The 19659-nt window shown below is 69.0% G+C and carries 21 protein-coding genes and 1 pseudogene; 11 read left to right on the forward strand and 11 right to left on the reverse strand.

Translation table 11 applies throughout. From position 1 onward, the window contains the following. The first annotated feature begins 88 nt into the window (after positions 1-88). Positions 89-1189 carry a geranylgeranyl reductase family protein gene (locus tag C472_RS11445; protein WP_006630000.1) on the forward strand — a complete coding sequence of 367 codons (1101 nt, stop codon included), beginning with the start codon at positions 89-91 and terminating at the stop codon, positions 1187-1189. A gap of 61 nt (positions 1190-1250) precedes the next feature. Here C472_RS11445 and C472_RS11450 read toward each other — a convergent pair whose 3' ends face one another. Further along, positions 1251-1736, reverse strand: a complete 486-nt coding sequence (locus tag C472_RS11450) for a TRAM domain-containing protein (protein ID WP_006630001.1) — start codon at positions 1734-1736, stop codon at positions 1251-1253. Positions 1737-1832: 96 nt separating this feature from the next. On the opposite strand from C472_RS11450, the gene C472_RS11455 reads away from it, so the two are divergent. Together C472_RS11455 and C472_RS17035 are read left to right on the forward strand one after the other, a co-directional pair. After that, a complete protein-coding gene (locus C472_RS11455) occupies positions 1833-3071 on the forward strand; it encodes a mandelate racemase/muconate lactonizing enzyme family protein (RefSeq protein WP_006630002.1) in 1239 nt (412 codons plus the stop codon). A gap of 205 nt (positions 3072-3276) precedes the next feature. Then, complete coding sequence (locus C472_RS17035) at positions 3277-3729, forward strand: hypothetical protein (RefSeq protein ID WP_152420634.1); 453 nt, start codon at positions 3277-3279, stop codon at positions 3727-3729. A gap of 123 nt (positions 3730-3852) precedes the next feature. Here C472_RS17035 and C472_RS11460 read toward each other — a convergent pair. After that, a pseudogene (locus tag C472_RS11460) lies at positions 3853-4645 on the reverse strand (PHP domain-containing protein). 221 nt (positions 4646-4866) lie between these two features. On the opposite strand from C472_RS11460, the gene C472_RS11465 reads away from it, so the two are divergent. Continuing rightward, the gene (locus C472_RS11465; RefSeq protein WP_006630004.1) at positions 4867-6948 is read left to right on the forward strand and encodes a peroxidase family protein; all 2082 of its coding nucleotides are present in this window, start codon (positions 4867-4869) and stop codon (positions 6946-6948) included. A 6-nt stretch (positions 6949-6954) separates the two neighbouring features. Here C472_RS11465 and C472_RS11470 read toward each other — a convergent pair whose 3' ends face one another. The 4 genes from C472_RS11470 to C472_RS11485 form a co-directional block, all read right to left on the reverse strand. Beyond that, entirely contained in the window at positions 6955-8172 is a 1218-nt protein-coding gene (locus tag C472_RS11470; RefSeq protein ID WP_049906560.1) for an MFS transporter, read from the reverse strand. 183 nt (positions 8173-8355) lie between these two features. Continuing rightward, positions 8356-8955: an MOSC domain-containing protein gene (locus tag C472_RS11475; RefSeq protein WP_006630006.1), complete on the reverse strand. Its 600-nt coding sequence runs from the start codon at positions 8953-8955 to the stop codon at positions 8356-8358. Continuing rightward, the gene (locus C472_RS11480) at positions 8955-9356 is read right to left on the reverse strand and encodes a hypothetical protein (protein WP_006630007.1); all 402 of its coding nucleotides are present in this window, start codon (positions 9354-9356) and stop codon (positions 8955-8957) included. The genes C472_RS11475 and C472_RS11480 overlap by 1 nt, the downstream gene beginning before the upstream one ends. A 112-nt stretch (positions 9357-9468) precedes the next feature. Continuing rightward, positions 9469-10386: a PLP-dependent cysteine synthase family protein gene (locus tag C472_RS11485; protein WP_006630008.1), complete on the reverse strand. Its 918-nt coding sequence runs from the start codon at positions 10384-10386 to the stop codon at positions 9469-9471. Positions 10387-10842: 456 nt separating this feature from the next. Between C472_RS11485 and C472_RS11490 the strand changes: the two genes are divergently transcribed. After that, complete coding sequence (locus tag C472_RS11490; RefSeq protein WP_006630009.1) at positions 10843-11229, forward strand: TlpA family protein disulfide reductase; 387 nt, start codon at positions 10843-10845, stop codon at positions 11227-11229. Positions 11230-11265: 36 nt separating this feature from the next. Here the strand turns inward: C472_RS11490 and C472_RS11495 are convergent, their stop codons facing one another. Then, positions 11266-11484, reverse strand: a complete 219-nt coding sequence (locus C472_RS11495; protein WP_006630010.1) for a hypothetical protein — start codon at positions 11482-11484, stop codon at positions 11266-11268. A 112-nt stretch (positions 11485-11596) separates the two neighbouring features. Here C472_RS11495 and C472_RS11500 point away from each other — a divergent pair, with 112 nt between their 5' ends. After that, positions 11597-12340: a ThuA domain-containing protein gene (locus tag C472_RS11500; RefSeq protein WP_006630011.1), complete on the forward strand. Its 744-nt coding sequence runs from the start codon at positions 11597-11599 to the stop codon at positions 12338-12340. 657 nt (positions 12341-12997) lie between these two features. On the opposite strand, the gene C472_RS11505 is transcribed toward C472_RS11500, so the two are convergent. The 3 genes from C472_RS11505 to pyrB all read right to left on the reverse strand — a co-directional run bounded on the left by C472_RS11505 (position 12998) and on the right by pyrB (position 15396). Beyond that, entirely contained in the window at positions 12998-13819 is an 822-nt protein-coding gene (locus tag C472_RS11505) for a hypothetical protein (RefSeq protein ID WP_006630012.1), read from the reverse strand. A 174-nt stretch (positions 13820-13993) separates the two neighbouring features. Then, positions 13994-14452 (reverse strand): aspartate carbamoyltransferase regulatory subunit, encoded by a 459-nt coding sequence (gene pyrI / locus C472_RS11510; RefSeq protein WP_006630013.1) that lies wholly within the window; start codon positions 14450-14452, stop codon positions 13994-13996. Then, positions 14449-15396 carry an aspartate carbamoyltransferase gene (gene pyrB / locus C472_RS11515; RefSeq protein WP_049906563.1) on the reverse strand — a complete coding sequence of 316 codons (948 nt, stop codon included), beginning with the start codon at positions 15394-15396 and terminating at the stop codon, positions 14449-14451. Before pyrB ends, pyrI begins: the two co-directional genes overlap by 4 nt. A gap of 192 nt (positions 15397-15588) precedes the next feature. Between pyrB and C472_RS11520 the strand changes: the two genes are divergently transcribed. The 4 genes from C472_RS11520 to C472_RS11535 all read left to right on the forward strand — a co-directional run bounded on the left by C472_RS11520 (position 15589) and on the right by C472_RS11535 (position 18681). Then, positions 15589-15906 (forward strand): ASCH domain-containing protein, encoded by a 318-nt coding sequence (locus tag C472_RS11520; protein WP_006630015.1) that lies wholly within the window; start codon positions 15589-15591, stop codon positions 15904-15906. A 140-nt stretch (positions 15907-16046) separates the two neighbouring features. Further along, positions 16047-17483: a short-chain fatty acid transporter gene (locus C472_RS11525; protein WP_006630016.1), complete on the forward strand. Its 1437-nt coding sequence runs from the start codon at positions 16047-16049 to the stop codon at positions 17481-17483. Positions 17484-17633: 150 nt separating this feature from the next. Further along, a complete protein-coding gene (locus tag C472_RS11530) occupies positions 17634-18050 on the forward strand; it encodes a hypothetical protein (protein WP_006630017.1) in 417 nt (138 codons plus the stop codon). Positions 18051-18156: 106 nt separating this feature from the next. Continuing rightward, on the forward strand, positions 18157-18681 hold the full coding sequence (locus C472_RS11535) for a hypothetical protein (protein WP_006630018.1): 525 nt from the start codon (positions 18157-18159) through the stop codon (positions 18679-18681). A gap of 74 nt (positions 18682-18755) precedes the next feature. Here the strand turns inward: C472_RS11535 and C472_RS11540 are convergent, their stop codons facing one another. Beyond that, positions 18756-19097 carry a 2Fe-2S iron-sulfur cluster-binding protein gene (locus tag C472_RS11540; protein ID WP_006630019.1) on the reverse strand — a complete coding sequence of 114 codons (342 nt, stop codon included), beginning with the start codon at positions 19095-19097 and terminating at the stop codon, positions 18756-18758. A 145-nt stretch (positions 19098-19242) separates the two neighbouring features. On the opposite strand from C472_RS11540, the gene C472_RS11545 reads away from it, so the two are divergent. After that, positions 19243-19506, forward strand: a complete 264-nt coding sequence (locus C472_RS11545) for a hypothetical protein (protein ID WP_006630020.1) — start codon at positions 19243-19245, stop codon at positions 19504-19506. The last annotated feature ends 153 nt before the right edge of the window (positions 19507-19659 follow it).

Below are 19659 nucleotides of genomic sequence, written 5' to 3' on the forward strand. Positions count from 1 at the left end.
GCGAGTGAGGCGGACGGAGGCGGAGTGAGGCGATCGAAGTCGGCGTAAGCCAGGCGTAATTATAAGTCCGCGTCACCACGCTCTCACCATGTACGATTTCGTCGTCGTCGGCGCGGGCCCGCCCGGCTCCCGGTTCGCCCGGCGCGCGGCCGAGGCCGGCCGCGACGTGGTCGCCTTCGAGAAGGGGACGGTCGGCGAGCCGCTCGCCTGCTCCGGGCACGTCTCCGACGACGTGTGGGAGTACGTCCCGGACGACGCCCGCGACGAACTCCTCCAGAACCGCGTGTACGGGGCGCGCTTCCACGTCGACGGGGCCGGTTCGCGGGCGTATCCCTTCTACAAGCGCGAGCCGGTCTCGAACGTGATCGACCGCGTCGGACTCGACCGCACCCTCGCCGAGTGCGCGCGCGAGGCCGGCGCGGACGTGCGCGAGAACCACACGGTCGTCGGCGTCGAGGAGCGCTCCGACCGGGTCGTCGTCGAGGTCCGGACGCCCGCGGACGAGGTCGAGGAGGTCGAGGCGCGGATGATCGCCGGCTGCGACGGCCCCACCTCGCGCGTCCGGCGCGCGCTCGACCTCCCGGAGCCGGACGAACTGCTCCACGGCGTCCTCGGGTTCGACGGCGCGCCCGACGCCGGCGACCTCGTCGACGTCCACCTCACCGCGCCGACGTTCTTCGCGTGGCGGATCCCCCGCGGCGACGCCGGCGTCGAGTACGGGCTGGCGACCCCGCCGAGCGAGGACGTCTCGGCGCGGTTCGACCGGCTCACCGAGGCGTACGGCGCGACGACGGACCGGCGCTGCTCGGGCGCGATCCCGATCGGCCCGCCGGCGCGGACGACGAGCGACCGCGGCTTCCTGATCGGCGACGCCGCCGCGCAGACGAAGCCGTTCACCGGCGGCGGCATCCTGTACGGGATGCGCGCGGCCGACGTCGCGGCGGCCGCGATCGACCCCCGCGACCCGTCGACGCTCGCCGACTACGAGTCCGGGTGGCGCGAGGAGCTATCGACGGAGATCCGGCTGGGGAAGGCGATCCGTCGGTGTTACTCGCTGCCGGAGCCCGTCCAGCGGCTCGGCCTCCGGGCGCTCTCGGGCGAGATCGGCGTCCACATGGACGAGCCGTCCTCGTTCTTCTCGGCGTCGAACCTCCGGGCGCTGTTCTCGCGAAGCGACCCGCCGAACTGAAGAAAGGCGGAACTGACGCGACCGACCGGAGCGGCCGGAACGACCGCCCCGCGACCGGGCGTTACTCCTCGATGACGTTCGCGAACGAGACGTTCTCGCGGACGCTCGTGATCTCGACGGTCGGCTCCTCGCCGGGTTCGGCGTCGGGGACGATGACGACGTAGCCGCGCTCGATCTTGGCGATCCCGTCGCCCTTGTCGCCGAGCGTCTCGATCGTCACGTCGCGGACCTCCCCCTCGGAGACGGGCGGGTCCGGCTGGACCGCGCCGGCCGCGCCGCGAGAGGTGGGCCGCTGGCCGTCGTCGGACGGTGTCCCGGCGGAGCCGCCCGTCGCGTCGGGGACGGCCGACGACTCCTCGTTGCCCGCCTCCGCCGATCCTTCGGCCACCGGACCGTCGCGGTCCAGGACGGCGATCCGATACGTGTCGCCGACGCTGACGCTTCCGTGTTCAATCTCGGAGGCGGGTACCGTGACGACGTACTCGTCGCCACGGGATTCCACCCGACCCGTGTACAGACACGCGAGGGAATCCGTGATTTCGACCATGCCATCCCTTGCGCGCACGGGGATGAAAAGCCACCTGTTCGGGCCGTGTGACGCGCGAAGGTAAACGTTTACCCTGTTCCGAATGAATCACCGGTCATGAGCCGGAACTACGAGTCGCTTCACGACCCGAACGCGGAGTACACGATGCGGGAGCTCTCCGCCGAGACGATGGGGACCACGGCGACCCGCGGCGGCGACCGCGACGTCGAGATCACGGACGTTCAGACGACGATGGTCGACGGGAACTTCCCGTGGACCCTCGTCCGCGTCTACACCGACGCGGGCGTCGTCGGCACCGGCGAGGCGTACTGGGGGGCCGGCGTCCCCGAACTCATCGAGCGGATGAAGCCGTTCGTGATCGGCGAGAACCCGCTCGACATCGACCGCCTCTACGAGCACCTGATCCAGAAGATGTCCGGCGAGGGCTCCGTCGAGGGCGTCACCGTCACGGCCATCTCCGGCATCGAGGTCGCGCTCCACGACGTGGCCGGGAAGATCCTCGACGTGCCCGCCTACCAGCTGCTCGGCGGCAAGTACCGCGACGAGATGCGCGTCTACTGCGACTGCCACACCGAGGAGGAGGCCGATCCGGAGGCGTGCGCCGACGAGGCCGAGCGCGTCGTCGACGAACTCGGCTACGACGCGCTGAAGTTCGACCTCGACGTCCCCTCGGGCTTCGAGAAGGACCGCGCGAACCGCCACCTCCGTCCCGGCGAGATCCGCCACAAGGCGGAGATCGTCGAGAAGGTCACCGAGCGCGTGAAAGACAAGGCGGACGTCTCCTTCGACTGCCACTGGACGTTCTCCGGCGGCTCCGCGAAGCGCCTCGCGGACGCCATCGAGGACTACGACGTGTGGTGGCTCGAAGACCCCGTCCCGCCGGAGAACCTCGAAGTTCAGGAGGAAGTGACGAAGAGCACGACGACGCCGATCACGGTCGGCGAGAACCGCTACCGCGTCACGGAGCTGCGCCGCCTCATCGAGAACCAGGCGGTCGACATCGTCGCGCCCGACCTGCCGAAGGTCGGCGGCATGCGCGAGACCCGCAAGATCGCGGACGTGGCGAACCAGTACTACGTCCCGGTCGCGATGCACAACGTCGCCTCCCCGGTCGCGACGATGGCGGCGGCCCACGTCGGTACCTCGATCCCGAACTCGCTCGCGATCGAGTACCACTCCTACGAACTGGGCTGGTGGGAGGACCTCGTCGAGGAGGACGTCATCGAGGACGGCTACATCGAGGTCCCGGAGAAGCCCGGCCTCGGCGTCACGCTCGACATGGACACCGTCGAGGAGCACATGGTCGAGGGCGAGACGTTGTTTGACGAGGCGTAAGCCGAAGTCAAGCGCGGAAATCTTTGATTTCCGCAGTTCGACGAAGCGTAAGGCGACGCCAAACGGGAGGAATTTTTCTTGGAATCCTTAGCATTTAATAGCATTGTACGGCCTTGACCCCTCAATACAGGGAATCCACATCTCGCTCAGTACAGGTACCTGAAATCAGGAGAATGTATTTATCAATCCGAGAGAATGGTATGATATGCGCCGGAGAGCCCTCCTCTCGCTACTCGGGACCGTTGGTATTGGTAGCTTGGCAGGCTGTTTGGCTGACTTCTCGACGATGACCACGCCTGAAGTTGTATCGAGGAGCATTAACCCCCGGAATCGGAGCTGTAGTGATACCCCGAATGAATCGGCAACAATAGCGGGTAAGTCAGAGGACGGGACACGAATAGAGGTAGAGGGGAACATCGCAGTCCCGCGAGTCGCTGATAGATTATACATACAAACTCAGACTGGCGTCGGAGAAAGCGATCGAGATCACGCGGATATGACGGCTCGTATCGATTTTGGCCCCTCCGATTCACACGAAAACACAGATGTTCCCGAGTGCGAGGGGCAGATAGCGTACGACGCGGAAGTCAAGTTTACACACCCGCCAAAAGAGCTAACTATTCGACATACTGTCAGAGACGAGGAAACTATCGGCTGAAAACGATGACTACTCAAACCGTTTCTCAATAAGCGATTTCCGTCGAACGTTTATTTTAAACGGAAACGTGTCTGAAGAACGGGGATTCAACGGGTCCTCTCCGCTCTATTCGCGTCGAACATCTCACGCGTCCGCGACGATCCCGTCCAATCGGACCGGCCCCGAACCCCGGCGGTCGAGTTCAGCCTCGATCTCTCGTAGTCGGGGGGCGATCTCGTCCGGCTCGTGGCTGTCGGTCCCGACGGTCACGTCGACGCCGGCGTCGGCGAGTCGGTCGAGGAAGGCGGGAGCCGGATGGAACTCTGCGTAGTCGGCGAGCAGGCGGCCGGCGTTGATCTCCGGGACGGTCCGCGAGCCCCGGAAGGCGTCGGCGACCGCGGCGTAGTGGTCCTCGGTCGCGAACCCGCGGAGGTGCGGGTTGCGCTCGATCAGGTCCGGGTGCGCGGCGATCGCGAACAGCTCCGACTCGACGAGCGCGACGAGCTTCCCGAAGTACCGGTCCACCAGCTCTCGGCGCTCCGACTCCGGCTTGTCGGCGAAGTGCGAGCGCGTGTGGACGTTCGCGCCGTCGAGGCCGTGGACGCTGCCGACGGCGTAGTCGAAGCCGGCGTCAGCGAGAAACTCGTCGATGGCCGTCTCGTGGGCGGGGTCGTAGTCCATCTCCGCGGCGTCGAACACGTCGATATCGAAGTCCGCGTCCGCGCGGACCGCTTCGATCGCCTCGCGGCGTCGCTCGTAGGTCAGGTCCAGGTTGAACCCGAGCGCGCGCTTGTACCGCTCCGCGCTCGGCTCGGGGGAGGATGTCAAAGTGGTCGGCGAAGCCGATCCCGTCGAGTCCCGCGTCGGCCGCGGCCTCGACCATCCGCCGCAGGAACGCCCCGTCGGAGTAGTTCGTGTGGGCGTGGTAGTCGTACACGGCGTCGCTTCGGCCCTGTGCGACTCGAAGGTACTGGTCGGCCGGGGAACGGCCCCGGACCGCGCCGTCCCGCCCGGCGTCCGATCGACACCGTGGCGGCCGCGAGTCCACGGTCCGACCGCCGCGGACGACCGCAACCAGCAATTCCTTCCGCTAAAACGCGTTGAAAATTCATTTATAAAATTTTTTCTCCTTGACGTATGTTACATCACCCCACAGTTATGACGGGGGAGGTACGCTGTCGGCTCGTCGACGGCGACGCCCGGCCGCTGGCGCACCGGGTCGTCGTCGGAGAGCGGCGAGGCGACGACGGGGGACCGATCGGGCACTGGACGACCGGCGAGGACGGGGAGTTCGTCGTCGAAGCAGACGGCGGCGTCGAGGTCGACGACGTCTCGTTCACCGTGCGGAACCCGGCCCGCGGCGGCACCGAGGAGGCGGTCCGCGACCGGAGGCGGCCAGAGGAGGGGGAGACGGCCCTCCGGCTCACGGTAAACGCGCGGCGCGTCACGCTCCACGGCGGGGTCGAACACCGCGGGATGAACGACGCCGCGTGTACGGCGGCCGGCCCGGTCAAGAGCCACCGGTTCCACACGCAGTTCCCGGAGCTGGACCCGTACGACCCGGACGAGGAGCTGCTCCGCACGCTCGGAGGGACCGACGGGAAGGCGGACGCGCCGATGATGGAGTCGGCCGACGACCCGGTCGGTGAGGCCGACACTCCGGCCGGTTACGGGATCTTCGGACAGTTCGTCGACCACGACATCACGTTCGACCCGACCTCCGACATCGACCGACGAAACGACCCCGCGGCGCTGCGTAACTTCCGGACGCCGGCGCTCGACCTCGACTCGCTGTACCGGACCAACGCGGAGGCAGCGCCGTTCCTTTACGACCACGAGACGGACGAGCGGAAGCTGCTCACCGGGGAAGCGGGGGCTCCGGACGACGGGGGCGTTTCCGGGCTTCCGGGGACGGACCTCCAGCGGAACGAGCAGGGGACGGCGCTGATCGGCGACCCTCGCAACGACGAGAACGTCGTCGTCTCGCAGCTCATGCTCGCGTTCGTGAACTTCCACAACCGTGTCGTCGACCACCTGCTCGGTCCCGGCTCGTGGCTCGTCGAGGACGACGAGTCGGTCCTCGAGGCCGCACAGCGACTCGTCCGGTGGCACTACCAGTGGGTCGTGCGGCACGACTTCCTCCCGCGGGTCTGCGACCGCTACGTCCTGACCGACATCGAGGAGAACGGGCGGCGACACTTCCTTCCGCCCGGGCGGACGCCGGCCATTCCGGTCGAGTTCGGCGGTGCCGCGTACCGGTTCGGCCACAGTATGATCCGCCACGCCTTCGGGGTCAACGACGAGGTCGGGGAGGTGCCGCTGTTCCCGACCGGGCCCGGAGACGACCCTACCCTGCGCGGCGGTCGCCCGGTCCCGAGCGACCTCGTGGTCGACTGGTCTCGGCTGCTGGACACCGGCGACGGCGACTACCAGCGCGGTCGGAAGATCGAGCCGCGCCTCGCGCCGGCGCTGTTCGACCTGCCGATCGCGGGTGATTCGTCGCTCGCCGTCAGGAACCTCCGACGCGGGACGGCGCTCGGACTAGCTTCAGGCCAGGACGTCGCCGAGCGGATGGGGCACGACCCGATCCGCAACGAGGCGTTCGGCGAGGACTCGGCGATCATGGAGACGCTCCGGGCCCACGGGCGGGGCGCTGACCCCCAGTCCCCGCTGTGGTACTACGTCCTCGCCGAGGCGGAGCACCAGCAGGACGGCGAGCGGCTGGGCGCGGTCGGGAGCCGGATCGTCGCGGAGACCCTGATCGGACTGTTGGCGGCCGACGAGACCGCCTACCCGAACGCCGCGCCCGACGGGTGGGAGCCGAGTCTCCCGCAACCGACGGCGACGGAGGGGTACACCCTCGCCGACATCACGGCGTTCGCGTCGGAGGCGGCCCCGGACGGTCTCGTGATCGACGCGATCGACGCGGGACCGGGGAGCGACGTTGGCGAGACGGACAGCGGGGACAGCGTCGACGAGTCGGTGACGCTCAGGAACGCCGCCGCCGAGCGGATCGAGGTCGCCGGCTACGCGATCGACTTCGGCGGCCAGCGGGACGACCTCCCGGACGCGACGCTGGACCCCGACGAGACCCTGACGGTCCACGTCGGCGACGGGAGCGACGCGCCCGGCCACCACTACCTCGGGCGGAGCGGCCCCGCGCTCGACGACGAGGGGGACGTGGTCACCGTGTACGACAGCGACGGCGAGCGCACGACGAGGCGACGGTACGTCGGGTGACCCCGGCTACCGCCGCTCGCTCGCGAGCGCGTTCACGACGGTGACGAGGAACGCGACCCCGGCCAGTCCGGCGATGACGAGGAACGAGGCTCCCCACCCGAACAGGTCGGCGACGAGTCCGACGCCGACGGACCCGGCCGACCCGATCACCGTGTAGACGGTCCGGATCAGGCCGAAGCCCGCCCCGCGCTCCGCGTCGCCGAGCGCGTCCATGAACCGGGGGTCGATGGCCGAGAAGAAGCTCGACCCGAGGCCGGCGAGGAACACGACCGCTCCGAGCGCGGCGAGTTCGGGAACCGCCGGTAGTCCGACCGCGAGGGGGAGCCGGACGAGGTCGGGGAGCGCGACCAGCCCGGCGAGCCCGAGCGCCCCGCCGAGGAGGGCCGCCGCGATGCTCGCGTCGCGGCCGACCCGGTCAGAGAGTCGCCCGAGTCCGACCTGCGCGCCCGCGCGGACCACGAAGAACGCGGAGAAGACGCCGCCGGCGAACGCGGGCGTGTACGACCGGAACTCCACGAGGAACGTCGGGAGGAAGGAGATGACGCCCTGCGCGACGTACGTGCCGAGGGTCGCGACCGCGAGCGGGACCAGTATCTCCCGCCGCCCGAGCAGTTCGAGCAGCGGCCCGAGTCGGAGCCGCTCCGACATCGGCTGGTCCGGGCGTCTCGGCTCGGTCGAGCGGACGCGACGCGCGAACAGGACGAACACGGGGACGCCGACGACCGCGGCCAGCGCGACCCCGGGCCGCCAGCCGTACCGGACGCCGACCCACGTCGCGGCGACGGGGGCGATCAGCCCCGCGAGCGGGCCGCCGAGCGAGTGGAGCCCGACCGCGGTGCCGAGGTCGTCGAACGTCCGCGAGAGGAGCGTGGTCGCTACCGCGTAGTGAAGCCCCGCGGCGAGCCCCAGCAGCACCGCCGCCAGCACGAAGGCGGGGAAGACCGGCACGAGGGCGAGCAAGAGACTCATCGCCGTGGTCCCACCGACCGCGACGAGGATGACGCGACGCTCGCCGTGCCGGTCGGCGAGGATTCCGCTCGGGAACTGCGAGAGCCCGTACGCGAACCACATCCCGGAGAGCGCGACGCCGACCGCCGTGTTCGAGACCCCGAAGTCGTCGATGATGAGGGGGACGACCGGGCTGATCGCCAGCCGGGCGAAGTACGTCACGAAGAAGGCGAGCATACACAGCGTCAACACGGTGTGCCGGTAGCGCCAGTTCACGCCGACTCGCGCCTCCGCGTCCCCGGCCGCACTTCGCTCCCCGCCGCGCGGACCCGCCGGCTCGGCGATCGGAGGGTGGCTCGCGTAATACGGCCGGGGGCGTCGACTGCGAGGCTCACGTCTCGTCTCCGTCGTCGCGCGCGACTCGGATAAACCGTCCTCTCCCGGCGAGCGGCCGCGGGTTCACTCCCGGTCCGCGGCCCGGCCTCGCTCCGCCAGTCGCTCCGCGATGGCCGCGCCGGCGGTCCGCGGGTCGGCCTCGCGGACCGTCACCGGGTCGCCGACCGCGACGCGGCCTGGCTCGATCACGTCACAGCAGAGCCCGCCGCGGTCCCGGAGCGCCGACGCCAGCCCGTCCTCGCCCGCGAGATCCTCGACGTGCGCGCACGGCGGTCGACGGCGAGTCGGTCGCAAGACCGCGTTCCCGACCGCGACGGTCGCGTCGAGGAGGGGATCCATTCCGGGTCCGAACCCCTCGACGACGACGTTCCGGCGGTGGCGACCGCCGGTCAGGTCGACGCCGGTCTCCTCGCGGACCGCGGCGAGCGCCTCCGCGGCGACGAGCGTGACCGCGCAGCCGTCGAGCTGGAAGTGGCCGTCGCCGCGCCGGTAGCGGTCGCCCTCGACGCCGTCGGGACAGATCTCTGTCGCGTCGCGGCGGACCGGCGGGGCACCGCCCTCGGGGGCCGTGACGAGCGACTCGACCGTTCCGGCGGCGTCGGTCCCGGAGGTGGGCTCGGAGGGGGTCTCGGACGGTCTGTCAAACGGGTCGTCCGCGACCATCAGGGCCCTCCGAGGAGGTCCGGATCGCCGGGTTTCAGCCACTCGCGGTGCGCGTAGTAGAGGACCGCGACCGGCGGCGCGGGCAGCGCGGCGAGCGCGTAGAGCCACTTGAAGACGCCGAGGTCGACGACGCGGCGCTCCGCGAGCGAGAGCGCGTCGAGCAGCAGCGTCGCGGTCGCCAGCGGCGCGAGCAGGTAGCCGTGCGCGAAGGCGACGGCCGCCCCGGCCGGGGTCTCGGGCGTCAGGAACGCCGAGTCGATCGCGTACAGGACCGTCCAGACGACGACCGTCGCCGCGAGCGCGGCGAGCCACGGGCCGTCGAAGCGACGGTCCGGAGCGCCCGACGAACCGGTCGGGTCGCCTTCCGGCGGCTCGGTCGCCGATTCCGCGCGGGTGTTCATGTGCGAACTGAGCGCCGGACGCTAATCAACGGCCGGGTGGCGGCGGGCGTCGCTGGCGGTCGCGCTCGGGGCCGCTGAGGGCACTGGGCCCGCTGGGGCCGCCGGGGGCGGGTCACCCGTCGAAGGTGCCGGCCGTCAGGTAGCGCTCGCCGCTGTCCCAGAAGACGGTGACCACGAGCGGTTCCTCGCCGGCGAACGCGCCGGTCTCGCGCAGTTCGGCCGCGACGTCCCTCGCGGCGAGGTTCGAGGCACCCGACGACTGGCCGACCAGAATCCCCTCCTCGCGGGCGAGGCGGCGGCACTCGACCTCGGCGTCCGCCAGGTCGACGGTGTGGACCTCGTCGATCAGGTCGACATCGAGGTTCGGCGCGACGAACCCCGGTCCCATCCCCTGGAAGTCGTCGTTGCCCGGGTCGCCGCCGGAGAGGACGGCGTTGTCCGACGGTTCGACCGCGTCGATACGGACGTCCGGGAACGCCTCGCGGAGCCGGCGACCGATCCCGGAGAGCGTGCCGCCGGTCCCCACGCCGGCGACGAGCGCGTCGACGGTGCGGTCGCCGACCTGATCGAGGATCTCCGGGCCGGTCGTCTCGTAGTGGGCGCGGGGGTTGGCTGGGTTCTCGAACTGGCGGAGTTGGACGGTGTTCGGCTCTCCTTCGAGTTCGTCCGCGCGGTCCTTCGCGTCCGAGATGTCGCCGTCGACGAGTTCGACGGTCGCGCCGTACGCCTTCATCAGCCGGCGGCGCTCGATCGACTTCCCCTCCGGGATGACGAGCGTGACGTCGTAGCCGCGCGCCGCGCCGACCATCGCGAGCCCGATGCCGGTGTTGCCGGAGGTCGGTTCGACGATGCGGTCGCCCGGTTCGATCTCGCCCGCCTCCTCGGCCGCCTCGATCATGTACAGGGCGGGGCGGTCCTTCGCCGAGCCGCCCGGGTTCCGGGACTCGACTTTGGCGGCCACCGTCGTCCCCGCGGGCGCGTCGACCCGCACGAGCGGCGAGCCGAGCGTCGACAGGATGTCGTCGTCCATTTGCTCTACGGTGGCGGTCGCGGGCAAAAGGCCCCGCGGACTCCGGCAAGGGATGTCGGGCGAAGCGAGCACAGATTCGTCGGGAATTCATCGGGAGGCGTGAGGTGGCGCGTCCTGCGAGCGTGCCGCCGAAGGCGGCCGCGAGCCAGCACGCGCGAGGGAGTCAGTCGCCCGAAGCGAAGCGAGGGCGACTGACGAGGCTGGGGAGGCGTGAGGTGCGGTTGCGGTGCCGGGCGGGACTCGAAGGGGCAGCCGCGAGGCGGACAGAGGCGACGTAAGCACCGCAACGAGTGAGCGAAGCGAACGAGTGAGGCGCGCAACGAGCGTCTGTCCGCCTCGCGGCTGGGGCTTCGGAGGTCTCAGTCGCAGCGAGCGAATGAATCACGGCGAACGACCTGCCGAACGCTGTTTGCCACCGACGCGCCGTTTACGTGCCTCGGAGACGAACGGTCTGGTATGACGCTCGAAACGCTCGCGCCCGCCGACGACCTCGGCGCGGACGCGTTCGACGAATCTGTCCTCGACGCCTTGGCGGCCGACGACTACGCGTTCAAGGTGTGGGGCGGCGACTGGTGCGGCGACTGCCGGCGACAGCTGCCCGAGTTCGGTGCCGCGCTCGCGGCCGCCGGCGTCCCCGACGACCGCGTCGAGGCGTACCCGGTCGTGAAGGGACCGAACGGCAAGGAGGGAGAGTACGTCGACGAGTACGACGTCGAACTGATTCCGACGGTCGTCGTCGAGGACGCGGACGGCGAGGAACTCGCCCGGTTCGTCGAAGAGGAAGACGTCTCCATCGCGGAGTTCCTCGCCCGCCAGCTGGCGGACGTCGAAGCGACCGTCTGAGCGGGCGGCGGGGCCGACCGGAGCCGTCTCCGGCGGTCAGTCGTCGTCGGTCGAGTTGGGGTCGGTCACGTAGTAGATGAGGGCCATCGTCACGCCCATCGAGAACGCGTAAACCGTCGTCGACGTGCCGAGGGCGACGCCGACGGCGAGGACCGACGCGACTACCACGACGCCCGTGAAGAGCGCGTACCGGAGTCTGGAGAGCCCGCGCGCCCAGTCGTCGGCGCGGCGGTACAGTTGGCGGGGACCTGCCATATCTCGTCGTTTCACGCGAGCGACGATTATCTTCCGGTCGACCCGCGAATCCTCCGATCAGTCCGCGGCCGCGGGGGCGAGCCCTCAAGTCCCTCCGCGGTCCACGCGGCGTATGGCACGCGTCACGGTCTGGAACGAGTACCGGCACGAGCGCGAGAGCGACGTCGTCGCCGACGTCTACCCCGACGGGATCCACGCCGTCGTCGCCGACGCGCTCCGGGAGGGCGGCCACGAGGTCCGCACCGCGACCCTCGACGAGGGACCGGAGCACGGGCTCACCGACGCCGTTCTCGACGAGACCGACGTGCTCGTCTGGTGGGGCCACGCCGCTCACGACGAGGTGCGCGACGCGGTCGTGGACCGGGTCCACGAGCGCGTCCTCGACGGGACGGGGCTCATCGTCCTCCACTCCGCGCACTACTCGAAGCTATTCAAGCGTCTGATGGGAACCAGCTGTTCGCTGAAGTGGCGCGAGGCCGCCGAGCGCGAGCGGCTGTGGACGATCGAGCCGAGCCACCCGATCGCCGACGGGATCGGCGAGGCCATCGAACTGGAGGAGGCCGAGATGTACGGCGAGCGCTTCGATATTCCCGCGCCCGACACGCTCGTCTTCACCTCCTGGTTCGAGGGCGGCGAGACGTTCCGCTCCGGCTGCTGTTACCGCCGCGGGAGCGGGAAGGTGTTCTACTTCCGACCGGGCCACGAGACGTACCCGATCTACCACGACGAGGACGTCCGGCAGGTCCTCCGGAACGCGGTCGACTGGGCCGAGTCGGGCGACGGGCCGGCCCCCGAGTTCGGCAACGCGGAGCCGCGAGAGGACATCGACACGAGCGACGACCGCACGGTTCACTGATCGGGGTCGGCGGTTTACGGGGTAGTCGACGGGGCATCGGCCGCGAACACCGTCGAAGCCCCGGCCGCTCGGCCGTACGACGCAGTGGATTCTTATAAACTGTCGATCGACACGGACACCACCGAAGCCCCAGCCGCGAGGACGCCGCACGCTCGTTGCGGTCCTCACTCGGTCGCTTACGCTCCCTCGTTGTGGTCCTTACTTCACCTGCGGCGTCCTCGCGACTGCCCCTTCGAGTCCCGCCCCCGCACCGCACAGCCTCACGCCTCCCCATCCTCGTCGGCGGCTCCCGATGGTCGCCGCCGACTCCCTCGCGCGTGCTGGCTCGCGGCCGCCTCCGGCGGCACGCTCGCAGGCACGCGCCACCGCCCCGATTTTATAAGCGGTTATTGCCGTCTCTCGCTCAATTTAAATACAGTATCGCGGTCGCTGTATCGGTTTCAACGAGGCCGAAGAGAGCGGCGAGCCGGCGGCTCACGACTATAGAACGACCGCCGCTACGGCGCGGACGTTGAAAGGCGGCCGCCTCACGCGAACGCGAGACGACCGGTTTGTGTCGCACGCCGGCGGCCGGTCGAGTACAGGTGTGCCGGCCCCACGTATAAACCCTCGTTCACGTCGCCGCGAGCGGTCCGGTCGGCGTTCGGTCCGGTCGACTCACTCCGGCCGGTGAACCTCGCCGTCGCGCGAGTCGGCGTCCTTCCGGCGGACCGCGGCGGCCGCGTTGTTCGCGTCGTAGCCGAAGAACACGTCCTTCGCGTACGTCTCGGCGACCTCGGTCGCGTGGATCAGGTCGTCGACGTCGACGGCGACGGCGTACAGCTCCAGCGAGAACGGCGTCTCCGGCGGCGCGCCGTGGATGTCGTAGTCGCCCCCGAGCCGCGATCGGAAGCCGCGAGCGATCGTCTCCAGCCAGTAGGTCGTCGCGTACTCCGTGTCGTACAGCGGGACCACGAACTCGTCGACGTGCTCCGCGAGCCGGTCGAGGTCGAGGCCGGCGCGCTCGTAGAGGTGGTCGGGATAGGGGTCGGGATACAGCGTGAGGAGGAGCCGACCGGGGATTAGCTCCGCCGCCTCGGCAACGAACTCGGAGATGACGTCGGCGCGCCAGTCGGCGAACTCGTCGCGGTCGCTCTCGGCGAACAGGCGCTCACAGCGGTCGCAGTGACAGAACCCCTCTCGCGGAAACCCCACGTCGTCTAAGCGCACGTCACCGTTCTCGGCGGCGCAGTCCGCGATGATCTCAAGCAGTCCCTCGCGGTACTCCGGGTGCGTCGGGCAGATGTACGCCCAGTCGAAGTAGTCGCGGTCGCGGGTCGCCGGCTCGCCGCGCTCGTCGACCGGGACGAGGTCCTCGTTCTCGCTCGCGGCGGCGTTGTCGCCGAAACACGACACCATGTTCACGGCGTTCGGCAGCGGCTCGGCCGCGCGGCCCGTGACGTCTTTGACCTCGTAGAAGCCGAGGTCGAACGGCTCCATCTCGACCTCGTCGGCGTTGCGCGTGACGACCCCTGTCTCTTATACACATCTCTGAGCGGNCGAGCTTTGCTTTCTTGCTCATACCTCTCACGTCGGCCGGCGGGCGCTAAAATCTACCGGAGTGCGAGGCGGTCGCGGACCGTGGGATGAGTCCGCACGGCACGGAAGCCCCCCTCAGACGTCGATGTGTTCGGCGATGTCCGCGCGGAGGATCGTCGCGCAGTAGTCGCAGCGCACGCCGTCGGCGACGACGTCGAACCGGGTCTCGATCGGCTCGTCGGCGTTGGTGATACAGTTGCGGTTCGGACAGGAGAGTACGCCGGTCACGGTGTCCGGTCGGGTGACGCGGTTCTTTTCGACGACCTCGAAGTCGCGGACGATGTTGATCGTCGCCTCGGGCGCGATGAGCGACAGCACGTCCACCTCCGACTGCGACAGCTCTCGGTCCTCGACCTTCACGATGTCCTTGCGCCCGAGGCGGTCGGAGGGGACGTTCATCCCCACCGAGACGCCGAACCCCTCGGAGCCGTCGATACCCAGTATCGCGAGGACGTTCAGCGCCTGCCCGCCCTCGACGTGGTCGATGACGGTGCCGTCGCGGATCTTCGAGACGCGGAGCTCGTGCTCGCTCATCGGTCCACCCCCGTCCCCTCGTCGCCGTCGGGATTCGCGTTCTCAAGCAGCGTGTCGAGCAGCGCCATCCGGACCGGGACGCCGTTGTGCGCCTGCTGGAAGTAGCGCGCGTGGTCCGCCTCGTCGACGTCGGGCGCGATCTCGTCGACGCGCGGGAGCGGGTGCATCACGGTGAGGTCGTCGTCGGCTGCCTCGAGCGTCTCGGCGTCGATCCGGTACTCGCCGGCGACGCGGTGGTACTCGTTCTCGTCCGGGAACCGCTCCTTCTGGATCCGGGTGACGTACAGCACGTCGAGTTCGTCCAGAACGGGTTCTATCTCCTCGTGTTCGCGGATCTGCGCGCCCGTCTCGTGGAGGTCGAACCGGACCGACCGCGGGAGCCGCAGCGACTCGGGGCTGATGAAGTGCTGGTTGGCGTCGAACTCGGTGAGCGCGGCCGCCAGCGAGTGGACCGTCCGCCCGTACTTCAGGTCGCCCATGATCCCGATCGTCAGGTCGTCGAGCCCGTGGTCCTCGCGGATGGTGTGGAGGTCGAGGAGCGTCTGGGAGGGGTGCTGGCCCGCGCCGTCGCCCGCGTTGACCACGGGCACGTCGACGCGCTCGCCGGCCAGCGTCGCCGCGCCCTCGCTCGGGTGCCGGAGGACGATGGCGTCCGCGTACCCCTCGATGACGCGGACGGTGTCCGACAGCGACTCCCCCTTCGAGACCGACGAGGAGTCGACGTCGCCCATGTCGATGGTGTTCATCCCGAGGCGCTTGGCCGCGCTGTCGAAGCTCATCCGGGTGCGCGTGCTCGGCTCGAAGAAACAGAGCGCGAGCACGCGGCCGGCGTGCCGGTCCGCGTAGGCGGCCGGGTCGTCGGCGACCGCTCGGGCCCGGTCGAGTACGGTCTCGATGTCATCCCGCGAGAGCTGGGTCGCGGTGATGAGGTGGTCCTGTCGCATCATCCGAGAACGGTATCGGCAGTATCTTGAATCCCTCGGCTCGGACCGCGAAACCGATGTTCACAGATGTGTACACCGCCGAGGCGGCGGTTTCGAGATCCGTAACTCGGCCCCGAGCCGCCGGGAAACCGACGACCCGACCGACCGATCCCCGCCGCCGCGCATAAGCCGTCGCGGCCCGAACGGAGTCACATGTCCGACGCAGATCCGGCCGACCTGCTGCCGAACGACCGCGTGAAGCAGGCGGCCCTCGACGGCGAGGTGACACAGCTACATCGCGGGAACCGGTACGGCGACGCGGGCGACACCTTCGAGATCGACGGCGTCGCCTTCGAACTGACCGAGGTGACGGAGCGGAAGCTCGGCGACATGACCGACGAGGACGCGAAACGCGAGGGGTCGCCGTCGCTTTCGGCGTACAAAGAGCGGATGGTCCGAGCCCACGGCGGGAACTTCGAGTGGGACGACGACGCGGACGTTGTCCGACACCGGTTCGAGCGAGTCGAGTGAGGACGCCACGTCGGCCGCCGGCATCCGCCGCCCTCCGCGGCCGACACCGCCACCCTCCGCGGCCGACAGCGCTCGACGACCTGTCGGCAGTCGCGACCGTATCCCATTATTTATAATGTGTGATACTGGATACGGACGGTATGGCAGCCAGTAGCGAGGCCGGCGTCATCGAACGTGTCGGGTTCCGAATATCGGAGATCGTCGAACGGTGGATGCCGAGTCCGTTCGTCTTCGCCATTCTGTTGACGTATCTCGTCTACGGGGCCGGGCTGCTGGCGACCGACTCGGGACCGGTGGAACTGTTGGAGTTCTGGTACGGCGGCTTCTGGGCGTTCCTCGGATTCTCGATGCAGATGGTGCTCATTCTGATGACCGGGTTCGTCATCGCGTACCACCCGCGGGTGAACGCGATACTCCAGCGGCTCGCCGAAATCCCGAACTCCGGCGCGCAGGCCGCCGCGTTCGTCGGGTTCATCTCGATGTCGCTGGCGTGGGTCCACTGGGGCTTCAGCCTCATCATGGGGGCCATCTTCGCCCGCGAGATGGGGAAAGTCGCGCACCGCAAGGGGATCACGGTCCACTACCCGCTGCTCGCGGTCGCCGGATACATGGGGCTCGGCCTGACGTGGCACTGGGGCATCTCCGGGTCCGCGCCGCTCCAGTTGACCGACGCGAACAACATCGGCGAGGGGACCGGCTTCGAGTTCCTCACGTCGACGGTACCGGCCGCCGAGACCATCTTCCACCCGTACGCGCTCACGCTCACGGTCCTCTCGATCCTCTTCGCGAGCGCCGTGCTGTACGTCCTCGCGCCGTCGGGGGAGCGAGCGAAGGGGATCACCGAGTACGTCGACGAGGCGGAGCTGTTCGACTCAGCGGCGGATGGAGGCACCGACGCCGCCGACGCGTCCGATCCGGTCGACGAGCCGCCGGCGGCGGTCGACGACGTCCCCGCCGAGCGGATGAACAACAGCCGTGTCATCGGCGGGCTGGTCGCGCTGTCGGGCGTCGCAATCCTCGCGGTCCAGTTCGCCGGACAGGGACTCAACGCGTTCACGCTGAACGCGGTCAACTTCGGGTTCCTCTTCGCCGGCCTGCTGATCTACCAGCGGCCGGCGTACTACCGCGACCGGTTCAACGAGGCGGCCGGCGCGGCGGCCGGCATCGTCCTGCTCTTCCCCTTCTTCGCCGGCATCCAGGGGATCATGGCCAGTTCCGGGCTGGCGCTGCTGCTCGCCGAGGGACTGCTCGACGTGTCGACGGCGGCGACGTACCCAGTGATCGCGTGGATCGTCGGCTCCGTCGCCAACCTGTTCGTCCCCTCGGGCGGCGGCGAGTGGCTCGTCGTCGGCCCGTCGGTGCTTCAGGCCGCACAGGAGCTCGGCGTCCCGTACGGACAGGCCACCATCGCGTACGCGGTCGGCGACGCGCACACGAACCTGTTGAACCCGTTCTGGGCGCTGCCGCTGCTCGCGATCACGAACGTCAGGGCGCGGGAGATGTTCGGCTACGCCATCGCGATGCTGATCGCGTTGATCCCGTTCCTCGCGGTCGCGCTGTACGCGGTGCCGTACTGAATACGGGGCGGAACCGTCTTTTCGACCCGCACCGAACGATTCGGAAAAAGTATATACCGTCTCGGCAGGGAGTTTGGCCCATGAGTCCCTCCACGCGAACGCTCGATAGCCGGACGGTATCGCTCGTCCTGACGGGACTGGTCCTCTTGGGTGCCGCCCTCCTCGTCGCAAACGTTCTCGGGTCCCCCCCTGCGAAGCACGAACCTCCAGCTTTTCGCCCTCCTCGCGGTCCCGCTCGCGATCGCGCTGGTCGCGTACGTCGGACTCGGCCGCGCCGCCGTCTGGTGGGAACTCGCGCTTTTGGCCGCCTGGGGCGCGTTGGCCGTCTCCGTCGCGACCTTCGTCGGCTTCCTCGCGACGATGGGGACGCCCGGCGGATATCCGGGTGCTGCCGCCGAACTCGGCAGGAACGTCGCGATGTTCCTCGCGCTCACGGTCGGACTGGGTGTGCCATACGGGCTCGCCGGACGGCTCCGTCGCGAACACCCCTGGTGGGCCGTCGCGAGCGCCCTGAGCGCGCCCGTCAGCTCGCTTCTCCTGTTCAACGCCGTCGCGATCGCATTGTGAGTGTGCGGACGGGACGGCGGATACACGGCGAGCGAAATCCTCAGGAGGTCAGACAGGTAACGAAAGGTACGTATATGGAGACTGAGAGGTGTTTTCACGAGACCCGATGGCCACACTGGATTTCGAAACGGACGCGCACGTCGACGAGTACGTCGTCGACGCCGAGAACACGACGGTGTTCGCCGCGTCCGACGGCGAACTCACGTACACGCGGCCCGGAGAGAGCGCCCCGGTGTCGATTCCCGTCGGCGACGTGAAGGGCGTCGAGTTCGACCGGAACGCCGGCCTTCGACGCCACACGCTCCTCGGCCTGTTCTTCCTCGTCCTTTCGCTCGTCCTCACCGTCGGGACGGCCTTCCTCGTCTATCAGGGACGCGTCGAGACCCCGCGCGAAATCGGGCTCGCGGCCTTCTTGGCCGTGTTCGTGATCGGCGGGTGGAACACCGCCTACAGCCTCCTCTCGCGCCCGGACCGCGACGTGATCGACGTGTACGTCACCGCCGAGGCGGACACCCACGTCCTCTGTGGCGAAATCCAGGACGCCGCGTTCGTGGACGCGTGCCAACAGCTCGTCGACTCGGAGGTCCCCACGACGAACCGCAATCGGGCGCTGGAAGCCGAACTCGACTGACACCCGCCGCGTCTCGCCTGGCGTCGGCTGACGGAGTGCGGTTTCGACGGGATCGAAACGTGACGCTCAGCCCTTCAGTCGTCGTCTGCGGCCGCGCCGTCGCCGTCCTCGGCGGGGGTCGCCGCGTCGTTCTCGATGCTCGGCGGGTACTTGCCGCGGTCGAGCTTGAGGTCCGACTGCGGGCGGGCCATACAGGTGAGCGCGTAGTTCTCCGCCTCCTCGTCGGTGAGGCCGCGGGCCGCGGGCTGGGTCACCTCGCCGTCGACGATCTCGGCGGAACAGGCGAGACACATCCCGACGCGACAGGAGTACTCCTGGGCGATCCCCGCGTCGAAGCAGGCGCTGAGGATCGTCTCCGTGTCGGCCACCTCGATCGTCTCGCCGGTGCCGACGAACTCGACGGTGTACTCGGTCATGGCGCGGAGTACCCGCCGACCGGTCAAAAAGGGTTCCCCTCGAACGCGTCGGCATCGCGGGGACGGAAGGCGAGAAACACACGCGAACGACGGCGACCCAACGCTTCCGGTTTTTTATAAATGACGCGTGAAGACGCGGTCGTCGATGCTCTCCATGCCCTCCGTCGCACAGATTCCGACGTATCAATTCCCGCCGGGCGTCACTGTCGCCCGCGACGAACTGCTCCTGCTGGCCGCGCTGCTCGTCCTCTGGGCGACGCTCGGCAGATGGGTTTACAAGGACGCGAAGGACCGGGGCAGCGAGTGGGCGTGGCAGTGGGGGTTCGGCACGCCGCTCGCCGTGATCGCGGGATTGGACGTGATGTTGCTGGTAGTCGTGATCTACCTGCTACTTCGGAATTCGGACTGACTGTCACGAAATACGACCATCTTGGTGGTCAGTGACTGAACACTCGCAGAGCCACCGGCTATGCGAGAGCCAATCCGAGGCGAGTGTTTCCACGACCAAGACCGTCGAAGCCCCAGCCGCGAGGACTCGCGCGGCTCGCTGTGCTCCTCACTC

It is taken from the genome of Halorubrum tebenquichense DSM 14210 (assembly GCF_000337415.1).
Classification (GTDB): Archaea; Halobacteriota; Halobacteria; order Halobacteriales; family Haloferacaceae; genus Halorubrum; species Halorubrum tebenquichense.

Excerpts from the sequence above, each read along its gene's own strand:
- C472_RS11445 (WP_006630000.1), top strand. The coding sequence starts at position 89 with ATGTACGATTTCGTCGTCGTCGGCGCGGGCCCGCCCGGCTCCCGGTTC.
- C472_RS11450 (WP_006630001.1), bottom strand. The coding sequence starts at position 1,736 with ATGGTCGAAATCACGGATTCCCTCGCGTGTCTGTACACGGGTCGGGTG.
- C472_RS11455 (WP_006630002.1), top strand. The coding sequence starts at position 1,833 with ATGAGCCGGAACTACGAGTCGCTTCACGACCCGAACGCGGAGTACACG.
- C472_RS17035 (WP_152420634.1), top strand. The coding sequence starts at position 3,277 with ATGCGCCGGAGAGCCCTCCTCTCGCTACTCGGGACCGTTGGTATTGGT.
- C472_RS11465 (WP_006630004.1), top strand. The coding sequence starts at position 4,867 with ATGACGGGGGAGGTACGCTGTCGGCTCGTCGACGGCGACGCCCGGCCG.
- C472_RS11475 (WP_006630006.1), bottom strand. The coding sequence starts at position 8,955 with ATGGTCGCGGACGACCCGTTTGACAGACCGTCCGAGACCCCCTCCGAG.
- C472_RS11480 (WP_006630007.1), bottom strand. The coding sequence starts at position 9,356 with ATGAACACCCGCGCGGAATCGGCGACCGAGCCGCCGGAAGGCGACCCG.
- C472_RS11485 (WP_006630008.1), bottom strand. The coding sequence starts at position 10,386 with ATGGACGACGACATCCTGTCGACGCTCGGCTCGCCGCTCGTGCGGGTC.
- C472_RS11490 (WP_006630009.1), top strand. The coding sequence starts at position 10,843 with ATGACGCTCGAAACGCTCGCGCCCGCCGACGACCTCGGCGCGGACGCG.
- C472_RS11495 (WP_006630010.1), bottom strand. The coding sequence starts at position 11,484 with ATGGCAGGTCCCCGCCAACTGTACCGCCGCGCCGACGACTGGGCGCGC.
- C472_RS11500 (WP_006630011.1), top strand. The coding sequence starts at position 11,597 with ATGGCACGCGTCACGGTCTGGAACGAGTACCGGCACGAGCGCGAGAGC.
- C472_RS11505 (WP_006630012.1), bottom strand. The coding sequence starts at position 13,819 with ATGGAGCCGTTCGACCTCGGCTTCTACGAGGTCAAAGACGTCACGGGC.
- pyrI (WP_006630013.1), bottom strand. The coding sequence starts at position 14,452 with ATGAGCGAGCACGAGCTCCGCGTCTCGAAGATCCGCGACGGCACCGTC.
- pyrB (WP_049906563.1), bottom strand. The coding sequence starts at position 15,396 with ATGCGACAGGACCACCTCATCACCGCGACCCAGCTCTCGCGGGATGAC.
- C472_RS11520 (WP_006630015.1), top strand. The coding sequence starts at position 15,589 with ATGTCCGACGCAGATCCGGCCGACCTGCTGCCGAACGACCGCGTGAAG.
- C472_RS11525 (WP_006630016.1), top strand. The coding sequence starts at position 16,047 with ATGGCAGCCAGTAGCGAGGCCGGCGTCATCGAACGTGTCGGGTTCCGA.
- C472_RS11535 (WP_006630018.1), top strand. The coding sequence starts at position 18,157 with ATGGCCACACTGGATTTCGAAACGGACGCGCACGTCGACGAGTACGTC.
- C472_RS11540 (WP_006630019.1), bottom strand. The coding sequence starts at position 19,097 with ATGACCGAGTACACCGTCGAGTTCGTCGGCACCGGCGAGACGATCGAG.
- C472_RS11545 (WP_006630020.1), top strand. The coding sequence starts at position 19,243 with ATGCTCTCCATGCCCTCCGTCGCACAGATTCCGACGTATCAATTCCCG.